The organism is Moritella sp. JT01 (assembly GCF_001574435.1).
Classification (GTDB): domain Bacteria; phylum Pseudomonadota; class Gammaproteobacteria; order Enterobacterales; family Moritellaceae; genus Moritella.
The window spans coordinates 90,258-106,690 of the sequence record NZ_LOCN01000015.1; the positions used below are offsets into that span (position 1 = coordinate 90,258).

The window sequence follows — 16,433 nt, forward strand, 5'->3', positions numbered from 1 at the left end:
AATGATGCAGATCAATCTTAATTATGAGGTAACATGAAGGAGATCAAAAGTGTGAACTTGAACGTAATTTTATAACGTAACATGGCGTTTAATAATTAAAAATTGATAAATACTGCCATTAATGTAATTTAAAAACAACAATAACACCAACTAAAACACTCACAAATAGGTATTTATGAGTGTTTTGTTATTTAATTACAAATGTGGCAAATCGCTAATCGGAGCTATTTATATCGATTATCTTTTGATATAAATAGCTCTAAGCTCATCGACATCAACAAAATCAAGTTGTTCAGGTTTTAAGTATTCATCTGCATAAGATTTGTAAACGCCTTTTGTTAAAAACAAATCAAACACATCATGATCAAGGTGCTCGTCTTTTACCATAAATGCCATTATTTTTAATGCTTGGCTTAATTTTTTAGCGTCTTTATAGGGACGGTCAGATGCTGTCAGCGCTTCAAAAATATCAGCGACAGCAATCATACGACCACCCATCGGGATCTCTTCCCCTTTTAATTTCAGAGGATAACCTTCACCATTCATTTTTTCGTGATGACTACCAGCAATTAACGGAACATTCTTTAAGTATTCAGGATACATAATCTGATCCAGCATTATGTATGTTTGCACAATGTGATCGTTAATGTGGTAACGCTCTTCCTCTGTTAACGTTCCGGCCTTAACAATAAGGTTATGTATTTCACCACGATTAAAGCGGTGCGCGGGTTGCAGTATTTTAAAATCACGTTTACTGTGTTTATTCTGCTTTTGCTTTTCTTCCCATGTACATAAATGTTCTAGTTTGTCCGCTAACACATTCTCAATGGCAGGCAGCTGATTAAAACCCTCTGGCTTTTTCGCTAACGCTTGTTGAGATATACCAATATCATCAGGTAATGTTCTTAACCAAGTACGTTTTGATATCTCGGCTAAGCGTTGCTGTTTTTCCGGTGCTAAAAACTCACTACCCGGGTTACAACTTGCTATAAATGCAAATTCTTCATCTAATTCCGCTTTTAGTTCGTGACAAACTTGCTGCGCTTGAGTCTTATTTATACCCTTTGCTATCGACTGCCAATATACAACGTCAGCATCTCGTTTTAACACTTCATAACGCATACGTATTTCATGAATACGATCATAAATAGTTTCAAGCTTCGTTGCTTTATCCATCACATAATCAGGCGTTGTAACTTTACCGCAATCATGTAACCAAGCGGCAATTAACAGCTCTTCCCTACTTTTTGAGGTTAGCGAAAAATCAGCAAATCGGTCAGTATCAGATTCAGCCGCCTCGGCGATTAATTTGGTAATTTCCGGTACCCGCTGACAATGACCGCCAGTGTAAGGGGATTTTGTATCTAACGCGGTCGCGGTCATCATCACAAAAGAATGGAATAATTCCTGCTGTTCCTGCTCTTTCTCTAAATGTTCTAACACTATTTCGTTAAAACCAATAAAATTTCGTACCAAACGAATGCGATCGTAGACGGTTTTATCGATTTTGTCTTTAAAGCCGATAACTAAAACACCGATATTTTCTTCTTTACGGTTCATTAAAGGAATAATAAAGCCTGTTTTACACGGCCCACCAGAAAAAATGATTTGGCCATCTTGATTTGACACTTTATATACATGTTTATCTAATACGTCTTTATTCTCACGAGCGAAAGACTGAAGTTCAAACTCAGGAATAGAACCCGAATTAGCAGCGAGATGAAATTCTTGTCTATTTGTTCTATTAGTGATGAACAATTGGCAACTACTTGCAGATAAAATAACTTCTGTCTGTTCCACAATCGAAGCGGATAACTCTTCAGGCTTAGATGAACGAGCCACATGGTAAAGGTTATTAAAGAAATCAACGAGCACGCTTTCCATCAATAACATGGTTTCATTAAGTTGATCGATCTCCGTAATATTTGATGGTTTATATTTCTTATGGCGATACTTAAATGTTTGAATATTAGTTAAAGATTTGTTTAAATATATAAGCGGCCTCGCGATCCGCCTAGTCGACAAAATACTAATAATAAAGAATATCAGCGTTAAAAACAGCATGTTTTGAACATTTAAGTGAGAACCAAAATAGGCTGACGTAGCTAAAAAATCTTGTTCTTTAAGCAGGTTAACAAGATAAATAACGTGTTCGTCTCCAACATTCAACGGGGTTATTAATAACCGTGATAGTTGACCGTTATTAGTAATAGATTGCATTACCGTATTATTAAAGGGGGCTAAACGATCTAAGTTTACCAGCGCTTTCATTAGCCCAGGTTCACTACTTTCTAGTGAATAGTCATTATCTATATCAATGTTACTGGCTATCACATCTTTCGTTGGGGTTAACAAGAAGGTCTTTGCATGTTTCGAGTACTTCATATCCTGAGCTACTCGTGATAACGACTTATAATCAAAGTCGGCACCAACAACACTTTTACCGTCATAGGCACGACGTGAAAATGTAATACCTAAATGTTGGGAAGGGTAAAACTTATACGGCTTAGAAATTAAAATACTGCCATCAAGTTTTGTGTTTTTAAACCAAGGGCGAACTCTTGGCTCATAACCACCATTGTCATAATACTCCCAAGAAACAACTTCTAATTCCTGATTCAAAAATACACGACGTTGCTTCCCACTAACCTGATTAAAGTTAACACTGAATACAGCATTAGCAGGCAGCGTATTTACAGAACTACGCATATCTTCTGTGACGCGATAAATAAAAACCGACTTGCCTGTTTGATTCGCTGCATAAAGTGAGGTTATATAAGGGTTCTTAATTAACGTAGTCGCTATAGGCGCCAGCCATGTTAAATCGTTGTCGTTATTTTCAACTAAGTTAACGACTATCAACATATCAAGGGAAGTGATCGCAGGGATCGAAATAAGTTTAATTTGGCCTTGCAAATTACTGGTATATTTCTTCACATATTCATTTATGAAATTCTCTCTTTCTGATTCCATATGGCTTATACCAGCCAGAATTGTCGTTAAGCTAAATATACTAAAGAGTAAAATGAAAATGCCAGAAATATAAGTTCTAAACGAAATAGGTTTCATGATCCATATAATGTTATAAATATTTTGTGATGGCATTGTATAGTTAAAATGACTATTAACGAGGAATATTGAATCGGCTAAGTTTTCACCTTACAAATCTTACAAACAAAATGATTTTCCGTTCTAATTTTAGACTAAGTGAATACAAAAAAAACACTTGGTCTAATCAAGGATTTAGCTTGTTAAGTAGATAGCCCGTAATACATCAACATCGTCAATTTTCTCTGCGTTAAGTATTCGTCAGCATATTCTTGATATATATCATCTCACTCATCTGTCCAGACAATTAATATTACTAATTGGTTAGTTTTTAATTAGAATATACCTGAAAACCTCATTAAGCATAAGAAATGACGCATTGTTACGAATGAAACAAAGAAAAGGTGATGTACGTCACAATACGGATAGTAATAGCTTTAATTAACATCAAACCTTAATGATAATACCCACATATAGTTACCTCATTGGGTAGATAAACTTAATTTAAACGTGTAAACGAAACAGGTTTGATTTGTTAAACCGATGACATACGACAAGGAAGATAACATGTTAAAAAAACGTTTTTTTAAAACAAAGGCCGAGGCCGATGTTACTTTTGAATTCGCCTGCGATACCAGTACATCATTAATTAACAGTGATATTGTCGAACTGCATGCTGACTTTAATAATTGGCAAGCAATACCAATGAAGTACATAAAAAAAGATAACGTTTTCCGCACTAAGGTTCGTTTACCCACAAACCAGCAGTTTCATTTTCGCTACTTAATTAATAGTAACGAATGGCATAACGATCACAAAGCCGATTTATATTTACCTAATACCTACGGTACAGAAAATAGCGTTGTATCAACGTTACGTTCTTAATAGATAGCTAACAATACGTTTAATCCAGGATGGATCATGACTGACATTTCGACGACTGCAACAAAAATGCCAAACCTTGAAGAACGCTTCAGTCATCAAATAGATGAACTAAATCAAGGCAAACTCTATGACCCTTTTGCTTTCTTAGGTCCACACAAAATCACAAACGATGAGTACGAACTTAGAGTTTTCATCCCCGGGGCGCAACAGGTATTTTATCAAGATAAAAACCACCAACGGCGTTATCAACGTGTTGGTACTAGCGACTTGTTTGTTCTTAGCTTGTCAAAAAAACAATACCATGCTAATTATCAACTCACAATCGCATATCCATTTTCGACCATAGACGAGCAAGACCCTTATAAATTTGCGTCAACCCTAGATCCAAAAGCCATCTACTTATTCAACGAAGGTACGTTAGAACAAGCCCAACGCCATTTAGGTGCACATTGGACTATCACCGATAATGTTGAAGGTGTTCGTTTTACGGTATGGGCGCCAAACGCAAAGTCGGTAAGTTTGATCGGTAATTTTAACCATTGGAATCCAACGCGTCATCCAATGCGTAAACACCTTGGTGCAGGTATCTGGGAAATATTCATTGCCGATATTGCTGATTCTGATACCGACAATAATTACAAATTCAGTATCATTACCGAAAATGGTGAGCGCTTAGAAAAAGCTGACCCATTTGCCTCGTCGATGCAGTTACCTCCGCAAACAGCATCGTGTATCCCCACGAAGGCCACCTCTGGTGTATGGCAGAAATCACCCGCAAAAGCATGGGCACAACGTGCCGAGCGAAACGCGATTAATGCACCGATTAGTATTTATGAAGTGCATGCAGGTTCGTGGAAACGTGACAAAAATAATCAGTTTTTAAGCTATAAAGCCTTATCTGAACAGCTTGTGCCTTATGTAAAAGAGCTTGGATTTACGCATATTCAATTAATGCCAATCTGTGAGTTCCCGTTTGATGGTTCGTGGGGTTATCAGCCAGTTGGTTTGTTTGCTCCGACCAGTCGTTTCGGTAGCTTAGCTGACTTCCAATTTTTTGTTGATGCTTGTCACGCTGCCAACATCGGTTTATTAATCGATTGGGTTCCAGGACATTTCCCTGCTGATGCCCATGGGTTAGCACAGTTTGATGGCTCACATCTTTTTGAACATGCGGATAAACGTCAAGGCTTCCATCCCGATTGGCAAACCCATATCTTTAATTATGATCGCGCCGAAGTACAAAGCTTTCTAATTTCAAATGCGCTTGCTTGGTTTGATAACTTTGCCATTGATGGTCTACGTGTTGATGCTGTTGCATCCATGTTGTATCTCGATTACAGCCGTAAAGAAGGTGAGTGGATCCCAAATCAGTATGGGGGCCGTGAAAACCTAGGGGCCATTGAATTATTAAAGCAAGTAAATCAACGTTGCTATAAAAATCATCCCGGCATCATGATGGTTGCCGAAGAATCCACAGCCTGGCCAGGTGTCACAGCATTCACTGACCAAGGTGGCCTTGGATTTGGTTATAAATGGAACATGGGCTGGATGAACGACAGCTTAGAATACATGAGCTGCGACCCACTCTATCGTCAACATCACCATCACGAAATGACCTTTTCATTAGCTTATGCATTCAGTGAAAACTTTATTTTACCGCTAAGCCATGACGAAGTTGTACACGGTAAAGGCTCACTGCTTAACAAGATGCCCGGAGATGATTGGCAAAAATTTGCTAATTTACGTGCCTATTACGGTTTCATGTGGGCACATCCAGGTAAGAAGCTACTGTTTATGGGTTGTGAGTTTGGCCAACGTGCGGAATGGAATCATAACCAATCACTCGACTGGCATTTACTTGAGCAACCAGAGCATCAAGGTGTTCAAGCGCTCATAAAAGCCTTAAATAACAGCTACTGTCATCAACATGCCTTATTTGAGTTAGACACTGACCATCAAGGTTTTGATTGGATCGACGCCAGTAATGCCGAGCAGTCCGTGTTTAGTTTTTTACGTTATAACAAAGCAAAAGATGAACATGTTGTCGTTGTATCGAATATGACACCGGCATGCCACTTAAACTACCGTATTGGTGTACCGAGTCTCGGTGAATATGAGGTTATCGTTAATACCGATGATACTCAGTTTGGCGGTAGCGGTTTTGCAAACCAAGCGAGTTACACAGCCGAATACGTTGAATGGCAAGGATTTACACAAAGTATTTATATAGCGCTACCACCGCTATCAACAGTGTACTTAGCACCCAAAACGAATAGCAAAAAATAACCACAGCAATAAAAGAATAGTTAGCCCAAATGTCATAATAAAGGAAGTAATATGTCATTAAAAAAGCATAAATCTAAAACAAACAAAGTTTGTACGTTAGAGACAGATAATGGGCCAGTGGTGAATGCCAAAACTTTGCCTGAAGATTTAAAGCGTCATTTCCATTATACCCTTGGTCGTGACGAAGTGGGTGAATCACCACAATATCTATACCATGCTCTGGCATTAACAATCCGTGATCGCTTAATGGAAAAATCACGCGCGACAAAAAAACGACAGCAAACGCAACCGACACGTCGTGCGGCTTATATCTCATTAGAATTCTTAATGGGTCGCGCATTAGGTAATGCGGTGCTAAACCTTGATTTAGAAGACAGTGTTCGTAAAGGCCTGAACCATTACAGCTGTGAATTAGAATCCATTGCAGATTCAGAACACGATGCCGGTTTAGGCAATGGTGGTCTAGGTCGATTAGCCGCTTGTTTCCTCGATAGTTGTGCAAGTTTAGCACTACCAGTGACAGGCTACGGTATCCGTTATGAATACGGTATGTTTAATCAAAGCATCGAAAATGGTCACCAAGTAGAACACCCAGATAACTGGCTACGTGATGGTCACCCTTGGGAAGTTGCCGCGCCAGAGCATAACCGCCGTATTAAATTCTTTGGCCATGTCGAAACCTATCAAGACAAAGAGGGTCGCACGCACCATCAATGGATTGGTACTGAAGATGTACTCGCAGTGCCTTATGATGTGCCCGTTCCGGGTTATCAAAACGGTATCGTTAATACGCTGCGCCTTTGGAAATCAGCGGCAACAGATGAATTTGATCTCGGTGAATTCAACGCTGGTAGCTACACCGAAGCGGTTGCACGTAAAAACTTAGCTGAACAAATTACCATGGTACTGTATCCAAACGACGCCAGTGAAAACGGTAAAGAGCTGCGTTTACGTCAGCAATACTTCCTTACGTCTGCTAGCTTACAAGACATCCTTGCTGAATGGGTAAAAGTACACGGCAGTGATTTTACTGATTTTGCTAAATACCACATATTCCAACTTAATGATACGCACCCAAGTGTGGCGGTTGCAGAACTTATGCGCTTACTACTGGATGAACATGATCTAGATTGGGATCTCGCGTGGCAGATAACAACGTCTACAATGGCGTACACCAACCATACCTTGTTGCCAGAAGCATTAGAAAAATGGTCTGTACGTTTATTTGCTCACCTATTACCCCGTTTACTTGAGATCATTTATGAAATCAATGCGCGATTCTTAACGGAAGTCGCTTGTCAGTGGCCAGGTAATGTTGATAAACAACGTGCGTTATCAATTATTGAAGAAGGCGATGAGCCACAAGTCCGCATGGCTTACCTTGCAATTGTGGGGAGTTTCTCGGTAAACGGTGTTGCCGCATTGCATACCCAGTTATTGAGTGAAGGTTTATTCAATGATTTCTATCAGCTGTCACCAAGCAAATTCAATAACAAAACCAACGGTGTAACGCCACGTCGTTGGTTAGCACATTGTAATCCAAAACTAAGCGAACTGATTAGCGACAAGATTGGTCATAACTGGACACGTGACTTAAGCGAAATCAGTAAATTACGTCGTTATTATGACAACACTAAATTCCATGCCAAATGGCAAGACGTTAAACAGCACAACAAACAACAACTCGCTAATTTAGTAAAAGAAGCGTGTGGTGTTGAATTCGATACCAACATGATGTTTGACGTTCAAGTTAAACGTATGCACGAATACAAACGCCAGTTGCTTAATATCCTGCATGTTATCCATCTTTATGATCGCATCCGTCGTGGTGATACCGAAGGTATGACACCACGCTGCGTATTAATTGGTGGTAAAGCGGCACCGGGTTATTTCATTGCGAAGTTGACGATCAAATTAATCAATAACGTTGCCGCAACGATCAATGCCGATCCGCTAGCACAGCCTTGGTTACGTATTGCATTCTTACCAAATTACAACGTAACAGCGATGGAAACTATCTGTGCGGCAACCGATTTGTCAGAACAAATTTCAACCGCAGGTAAAGAAGCGTCTGGTACAGGTAACATGAAATTCATGATGAATGGCGCTGCCACAATCGGTACGTTAGACGGAGCAAACATTGAGATCCGTGATGCTGTAGGTGCAGATAACTTCTTCTTGTTTGGTGCTCACAGCGAACAAATCGCCGATATCCGTGCTCACTATAATCCAGCGCATATCATTGCTAATGATGACAAGCTCAACAGTGTGATGGCATTACTCAACAGTGGTCATTTCAACTTATTTGAAAATGGTTTATTCCAACCATTAATCGACTCAATTTTAAACCCGCATGATCAGTGGTTAGTCGCCCATGATTTTGCAAGCTACTGTGAAGCGCAACAATCAGCCGCCCTCGCCTATCAAGATAAAGAAGCATGGACACGATTAAGCATTCTGAACACCGCAGCAAGTGGTACGTTTTCAAGCGACCGAACAATTAATGAATACAATCAAGATATTTGGAAGCTAACACCGCTGAACGCTTGATTTAATACTATTTATTAAGCCCTTGATTACTCTTACCTTCACAATGAAATAACTTAAGGTATTGATTTAAAGTTAATTTCAAGGGTGAATAATTGAACCGAATTTCGACACAAGCTTATGGAGAAGTAATATGTCAAAAGGTACACATCGTTATATTAGTAACTTAACTAAAGATACTTATGCCTTGATCCTTGCAGGCGGCAGAGGTAGTCGTTTACATGAGTTAACTGATTGGCGCGCAAAACCAGCCGTATTTTTCGGTGGCAAATTCCGCATTATTGATTTCCCATTATCTAATTGCATTAACTCTGGGATCCGTCGTGTTGGTATTGCAACTCAGTACAAATCACATTCATTAATCCGTCACGTAAACCGTGGTTGGGGACATTTCAAGAAAGAATTATCTGAGTCTGTCGAAATCTTACCGGCATCACAACGTTACGGTAACGATTGGTATTCAGGTACGGCAGATGCAGTATTTCAAAACATCGATATTATTCGTGCAGAAATGCCAAAATACGTCATGATCTTATCTGGTGACCACGTATATCGTATGGATTACGGTGATTTACTTGCTAAGCACGTGGAAAATGGGGCTGACATGACGGTATGCTGTATCGAAGTCGCAACAGAAGAAGCGGCTGGCCAGTTTGGTGTAATGACAGTAGACGGAGATAACCGCGTTAAGCGTTTCGACGAAAAACCTGCTCAACCAAATGAGATCCCAGGTAAACCAGGGCAGTGTTTAGCATCAATGGGCAACTATGTATTTAATACTGAGTTCTTGTTTGATCAACTAGAAAAAGATGCGACGCGAACGACATCTGATCGTGATTTTGGTAATGACATCATACCTGCAATCATTGAAGATCATCAAGTATTTGCATTCCCATTCAGCGATCCAAATAGTGATCAACAGCCGTACTGGCGCGATGTAGGTACGCTTGACTCGTTCTGGGAAGCAAACATGGAACTGGTTACACCTGAGCCACAGCTTAATCTTTATGATTCAAGCTGGCCAATTTGGACGTACCAAGAACAACTTCCACCAGCTAAATTTGTTTTTGATAACGATGTGCGCCGTGGTATGGCTGTTGATTCAACCGTTTCTGGTGGTTGTATTATTTCTGGTTCAACAATCCGTAAATCACTGCTATTTTCAAATGTACATGTGCATTCATACTCAACAATTGAAGAATCGGTAATATTACCGGGGGCTAATATCGGCGAACATTGTAAATTGCGCCGCACTATCATCGACAGTAAATGTGTATTACCAGCCGGATTAATCGTAGGCCATGATAAAGAGCAAGACTTAGCAAACGGTTTCCGCGTATCCGCGAAAGGAATCACCTTGGTAACATCAGGTATGCTTAAAAGAATGACAGAAAAAGACGCTAAAGCAGCACGAGAAAAAGCCGCTAAACAAACTGTAGAACTCGTTTAATCGATAACTGAAAATCAATGTTCTATAAGCAATAAGTCACTTAACTAAGTGACTTATTGCTATTTTTGTTTTATAACAATAAGTCTCTTTAATTCCACGATTATATTTCAATAAGACAACTTTAATATTCTGCTTTTAAGGACAATTTATTCATGCACGTTTTAATGATAGCCGCCGAAAATGATGCGATACCAGGTGCTAAAGTTGGTGGCGTTGCTGACGTCGTTCGGGATTTACCAAAAGCTTTACCTCACCATGATGTAAGTGTTGATGTTGTGATCCCTGATTATGGTCATTACGCGAACAAGTTTGAGTCACGCCAACTTGCAAGTGTAAAGGTTGAGTTTTCAGGACAAACAGAAACCGTTACCCTATTCGAACTGTTCTTACCCGAAACACCAAATAAAGTACGTCAATTTGTACTGCAACATCCCTTATTTGGTCAAGGTGGCCATGTTTATAGTCATGACGAAGGCAACCGCCCTTTTGCTACTGACGCAACAAAATACGCCTTGTTTAATCTTGCTGTATGCCAACTTCTTATCGAGTCTAAATTCACCCGACCTGATGTATTACACTTACACGACTGGCACAGTGCAACAATAGCCGTATTAAACCAATACGCGCCGCAATATAAAGAACTTGCTAATATTCACTCGGTTTACACAGTGCATAACATTGCCCTGCAAGGTATCCGCCCAATTGCAGGCGATGAATCCAGTTTACTACATTGGTTCCCAACACTTAATTTTGATAAAAATACCATTTGCGATCCGCGTTATAACCACTGTTATAACCCAATGCGCGCTGGTATCAATCTGTGTAACAAAGTCCATGTGGTATCACCGACTTATGCGGAAGAGGTATTACACACCAGCGATGCTAGCAATGGTTTTTTTGGTGGTGAAGGACTAGAGCAAGATCTGGCAAACGCAAAACACCAAAATCGTTTAGTCGGTATTTTAAATGGCTGTGAATACACAGACACGGTCAGTAAAAAACGCATTAAACCACCTGCACTAAGTACTTTTTTAGCCCCTGCACAGCAACAAGTTAAGCGCTGGTTAGCACAGTCTGAACATTTAAAAACGGTACATTACCTTGCGAATGAACAGATCAACAGCTGGAATAGCCAAGCACCTTTTACTGATTTTTTAGTGACTAGCATTGGTCGTTTAACCGATCAAAAAGCACTGTTATTGCGTCAGCCTTATCAAGGTAAAACAGTATTGTCTGTGTTACTTGATGATCTTGCACGCGTGAATGGCCGCATGATCATTCTAGGTTCTGGCGATACACGCATTGAATTTGAATTCATGCAGCTAATGGCAAGTCACGATAATTTCTTATTCTTAAACGGTTATGGCCAAACATTATCTGATCAAATGTATCTACATGGTGATCTGTTCTTAATGCCAAGTTCATTCGAGCCTTGTGGTATTAGCCAAATGCTAGCCATGCGAGATGGTCAACCTTGTCTCGTTCATGCTGTTGGTGGTTTAAAAGATACTGTTCAGCATTTAGAAAATGGCTTTAGTTTTAACGGTTCATCGCTGCAAAAACAAAGTGATAACTTGATTAATGCCTTTAACGATGCAATCAAACTGCATGCTAGCAAACCTAAAACATGGGCTAAGATTGCAGACAACGCAAAATCCGCTCGTTTTAGCTGGCAAGAAAGCACAAAGCAATATCTAGAACTGCTCTATGCACACGAATAGGCTAACTGATTTCAGAATAATACAGTGATAAATGTCTAAACCACCCTGCTATGCTCGGTGGTTTTTTCTATCTTCTACAGCTACCATTTCAACATCCAGTTCACCTGGTAAGTTCCTACGCTATACAGTGGTTATATGTAATTGATGTATTTCCACTTTATATTCTTACATGACCTGACAAAACCTTACAACTGGCCTCTGCTGCTAAGTTACTTAAAAATAAGCTATTTCTATAATTACGACCCAAATGAACATGTATGAATACAGCATGATTACCGACAACATAAAATCACGGTAAACATTTGAATTTAAACAAAATATCATTGTAAAAGTTGATCTATTTCAACTTTGTATATTGATATACAAGCCTTTACACTACCTGACAAAACCTTACAACTAACCAGTCCTATTGAATTGTTTAAAAATGAATTTTCCCTATAATTGCGGCCATAAATTATTATATAACATAGAGAAATACGACATGAAATCGATTATAGTTGCAGGTACTTTAGCGGCGCTTTCATTAGCAACAAGTGTTCAGGCAAACCAAGATGTTTCAGGCTTCTACCTTGGTGGTGGTGTTGGTAAATCAGCAATCGGCACTGATGCAAAAGGGATTAAGAGCAAAGCAGATGGTACTACACTAAAACTTATTGGTGGTTACCAGTTTAACCGTATCGTAGCAATTGAAGCTCAATATACAAAGTATGGTAGCATGACTCTAAATAAGGCGAATAAATCGAATAAGTGGGATCCAAAAACTTTTTCTATAGCTGCTAATCTTGGTTACACTTTCCAAAACGGTTTACGTCCTTTTGCTACTATTGGTCTTTCATCAATAGATCTCGGTCAATCAGCAAAAATCTACAACGATAAAGATGCAAAAGCTATACATTGGGGCGCTGGTTTAGAATATACACCCGCTGCATTTTCAGATATAAGTTTCCGTATTGGTTATGAAGCTGATTCTTTCAAACTTGAACAGAAAAAGGCTAAGGATACTAACGTAACGATTGCTTCGGCATACCTTGCTGCAACATACAAATTCTAATTTTAGCTGGCAAGAAAGTACAAAAAAATATTTAGAACTACCTCACACGAATTAATCTCTGTAAACGAGTTCAAAGCCACCTAATATTATTAGGTGGCTTTGAACTGTTATTTAACGCTAACTATAGAGAGCGTAAAAAGGCAATCAAAGCTTGTTTATCAGCCGTTGATAGGTTTTGGTAATTTTCATTAGATAATTGACCCTCACCGCCATGCCACAGAATCGCTTCTTCAATAGTCCTTGCACGGCCATCATGTAGATAACTTGCATCTGGCGAACAAATTTCACCGCCTTGTTTATTACGATTTACGTCAATAACACCACCAGTGACACAAGATGAAAGACCTAGCCCCCAAAGTGGCGCAGTCCGCCATTCTGCTCCTGTAGCTTGACCCTCACCTAAGTTATCAGCCAAGCCAGTCCCCATATCATGAAGTAACAGATCCGTATAAGGATGAATAGTTTGGTCTCTAAGTTCTGCAAATGGTGCATATGAACTTGTTTTCATCGTATCTCGATGACAACTTTCACAGCCAATAGCATTGAACTTCTGCTTACCAACGGTGACCTGTTGTTGCTCAATATCACGCTGAGGTCTAACACCTAACAAAGCAATGTATTTAACTAAATTGTCAAGATGCTCATCAGAAAGCTCAGCGCCTTGATTATTACTACAATTTGTCTGTTCCGAACCACAATCAGGCCTAGGTAACACACTCGTCATCACACCCATATCAGTATTTAAAGCACCTGCAATTTGATGCTTCAAACTAGACGCTCCAGCTTTGTAACCAAACCGACCTAGACGAATTTCGCCAGTAACGGGATCAGTTACCTTTTGAGCTCGACCTGAAATACCATCTTGATTTGTATCTTGAGGATCTTCACGTTGTAAAATGACATCCTCACTAACCGCTTCGAGTAAGCCTAAGCCTACAAGTTGGGGTGCAAGTCGTGCAGAAAATTTGGCGGGTTTATTTTTAGAAAACGCATAATTTGGTGAACGTAAACCATTAGATTCACTCCAAGTACCAAGCGTAACTGATCCTTCACCATTTTGTTCCGCAATGCCAACATTATTTGCTTGCAGTACAGAACCAATAAGTGGATGTGAATTACCATCACTATCAGCAACCTTAAACACCCACTTATCTAATGTCTCACCAACTTCAGCAACAGGTGCGCGACCATTTCTGGCATGGCAAGAAGAACATGAGTTATTAACGTAATGCGTTCCAATTTTGTTTTTAAGCTCCTCAAAAATCCCATTTTTTACTGACTCATCATGCTCTCCACTGCTCATATTCGTGTGGTGAACACGGCGGCCTAAAACAAAAGCTTGGCCATTAACGCTAGATAGATTTGTCGCCATCTGCATAAAATGATTATCAGGCTCAGCACTATATTGATAAGGTAGCGTTGTTTTACCACCTAACCAAGCAGCCTCATTAATAGGTTTAGAATTTTCACGTTCAGAAGACTGGTCAGCAAAGTCGCCCACTGTTTTCCAAGGAACCATACCGCCTGCACCAACTTGATAGAGGTAAGTTGTGCCGTAATAGTTATCACGACCTTCTGGGGCATTATCAAGAAATTGACTAACTTCAATCTCCATATACTGACCTAACGCTAAATCACTTCTAGTACCATCAAGAGCGATAAATTGATCAATAGTAAGTCGATATTTATATTGGTTTCCATCATTACTTACCAGCTCCAAATTATCATCGAAAGTACCATTAGCAATTTCTTGAACATGATTCTCATAATTACCATGATATTCGGCTACAGTGCCAATTCCTCTATACCAAGCCCTAAACTCTTTAACGCCCAGTTTCCACTCTGTAACAAAAGTGATTTCAATATCACTGCCACCTTTAGCGACAGTATCAACAAATTTAAAACGAGCCGTTCTATGGGTCCAATAATGTGAAAGGTAATGATCGTATGCTTGGAAATGATCTTCTTTTGCGTGACGGTCACGACCACGATCTGAAAAACGGGTTATCACAGCATTATTCGTCTCTGACATAACACTTGGTTCCAATACTGTGTCAGCATTAAATAAAGGCGTGATATCAGCGTCATTGATAGGACAACCGAACTCATTGACTGGAGTACCCATTGGCGTATTTGCACACTGATCTATTGCATCGTTAATACCATCACCATCAGAGTCAATTTCAGGCTCGACTTCACAACCAACCTCATTAACAACTACATCTGGTCGAGTATTAGGGCACAAATCAATACTATCAATTACGCCATCGCCATCAGTATCATTTACAGAACTAGATTCAAGCGTATAAGTTTTACTTTCAGTGTCAGTTGCAGACTTTCCAGTCCAGTAGGTAAAGCTATAAACAATCGAATCACCAATAGACAGGTTATTTAACTGAAAGTGATTACCATTTCCAGATTCAAGCATGCGAATATTTCGCAGCCCTCCTCCGTTGACCTTGAAATGAACGTCAGCCCAGGCATTATTATTCACATAAAAATTAACAGTATCTGAGCCAACCTGTTCGATCCCTGTCATTTCAGTAGCCACTTCACAACCATTTGTATCAACAGCCTGACCACTTTGAGTATTTGGACACTGGTCTAAACTATCAACCACACCATCGTTGTCACTATCAAGTTCACAACCAACGTCATTAACAGTGGCTCCTTGACGAGTTGCCGGGCATTGATCAATGCTATCAACTACACCATCATTGTCTGTATCTTTAGCTTGTTCAGATTGGAGAGTATAATATTGAACGGAAGTAACAATCGCAAATCCTTCACTTCCCCAATAAGTAAATCGATAGCTAATTGAATCCCCGCTAGATAAATTGTTTAACTGAAATCTGTTGCCATTCACAGATAACGTCATACGGATATTTCTTTGATTTCCGCCGTTAACCTTATAGTGGACATCAGCCCAGTCATTACTATCAAGGTGGAATTCAACCGCATCGTCGTTAATCTGTGTGATCCCAGACACTTCACCAGCGGCTCTCACTTGGTCTACATTTAAAATTAAAATACCCATAATCATCAATAATTGAACAGTCATTCTATTCATTTTTTTTATTATATTATTCTTTATCATTGCTCACACTCAGCATAAAAAGTGGAATTCAGTTATTCATTGCTAATAACTAAATGTATTTAAAATATCTAAACCGCTTATTACATAACGATTTAACTGACATTAGTTAACCCGCTTACACTAGCCAACATTAACTGACACTAACTGACACTAACTGACACTAGTGCATTTTTAAAATTCACTTTATTTTTAATAACATTCTTTAAATTCCATCTATTTCCATCCAAATTTCTGCACATATTCCGACTTAAACGCTGCTATTTTATTGTTATATAATAATATTTGAGTATGAACACAGCCCAAGTACGTCAATAAATAAAAATAAAGGAATTGTGAAGTCAACAATCA

General features: G+C 39.3%; 8 protein-coding genes. 6 read left to right on the top strand and 2 right to left on the bottom strand.

The window, feature by feature from the left end; translation table 11 throughout:
• Positions 1–237 precede the first annotated feature (237 nt).
• The gene (locus tag AKG98_RS13105; protein ID WP_228140292.1) at positions 238–2,973 is read right to left on the bottom strand and encodes an HD domain-containing phosphohydrolase; all 2,736 of its coding nucleotides are present in this window, start codon (positions 2,971–2,973) and stop codon (positions 238–240) included.
• Positions 2,974–3,615: 642 nt separating this feature from the next.
• Between AKG98_RS13105 and AKG98_RS13110 the strand changes: the two genes are divergently transcribed.
• The 6 genes from AKG98_RS13110 (at position 3,616) to AKG98_RS13135 (ending at position 12,988) form a co-directional block, all read left to right on the top strand.
• Positions 3,616–3,933: an isoamylase early set domain-containing protein gene (locus AKG98_RS13110; protein WP_067046395.1), complete on the top strand. Its 318-nt coding sequence runs from the start codon at positions 3,616–3,618 to the stop codon at positions 3,931–3,933.
• 36 nt (positions 3,934–3,969) lie between these two features.
• Positions 3,970–6,219 carry a 1,4-alpha-glucan branching protein GlgB gene (gene glgB, locus AKG98_RS13115; RefSeq protein WP_157534129.1) on the top strand — a complete coding sequence of 750 codons (2,250 nt, stop codon included), beginning with the start codon at positions 3,970–3,972 and terminating at the stop codon, positions 6,217–6,219.
• 51 nt (positions 6,220–6,270) lie between these two features.
• Positions 6,271–8,769 (top strand): glycogen/starch/alpha-glucan phosphorylase, encoded by a 2,499-nt coding sequence (locus AKG98_RS13120; RefSeq protein ID WP_067046399.1) that lies wholly within the window; start codon positions 6,271–6,273, stop codon positions 8,767–8,769.
• A gap of 130 nt (positions 8,770–8,899) precedes the next feature.
• Positions 8,900–10,216 carry a glucose-1-phosphate adenylyltransferase gene (glgC, locus tag AKG98_RS13125; protein WP_067046401.1) on the top strand — a complete coding sequence of 439 codons (1,317 nt, stop codon included), beginning with the start codon at positions 8,900–8,902 and terminating at the stop codon, positions 10,214–10,216.
• A gap of 152 nt (positions 10,217–10,368) precedes the next feature.
• Complete coding sequence (locus tag AKG98_RS13130) at positions 10,369–11,937, top strand: glycogen synthase (protein ID WP_067046403.1); 1,569 nt, start codon at positions 10,369–10,371, stop codon at positions 11,935–11,937.
• Positions 11,938–12,418: 481 nt separating this feature from the next.
• The gene (locus AKG98_RS13135; protein WP_067046405.1) at positions 12,419–12,988 is read left to right on the top strand and encodes a porin family protein; all 570 of its coding nucleotides are present in this window, start codon (positions 12,419–12,421) and stop codon (positions 12,986–12,988) included.
• 121 nt (positions 12,989–13,109) lie between these two features.
• Here the strand turns inward: AKG98_RS13135 and AKG98_RS22935 are convergent, their stop codons facing one another.
• On the bottom strand, positions 13,110–16,049 hold the full coding sequence (locus AKG98_RS22935; RefSeq protein ID WP_067046407.1) for a di-heme oxidoredictase family protein: 2,940 nt from the start codon (positions 16,047–16,049) through the stop codon (positions 13,110–13,112).
• Between the last annotated feature and the right edge of the window lie 384 nt (positions 16,050–16,433).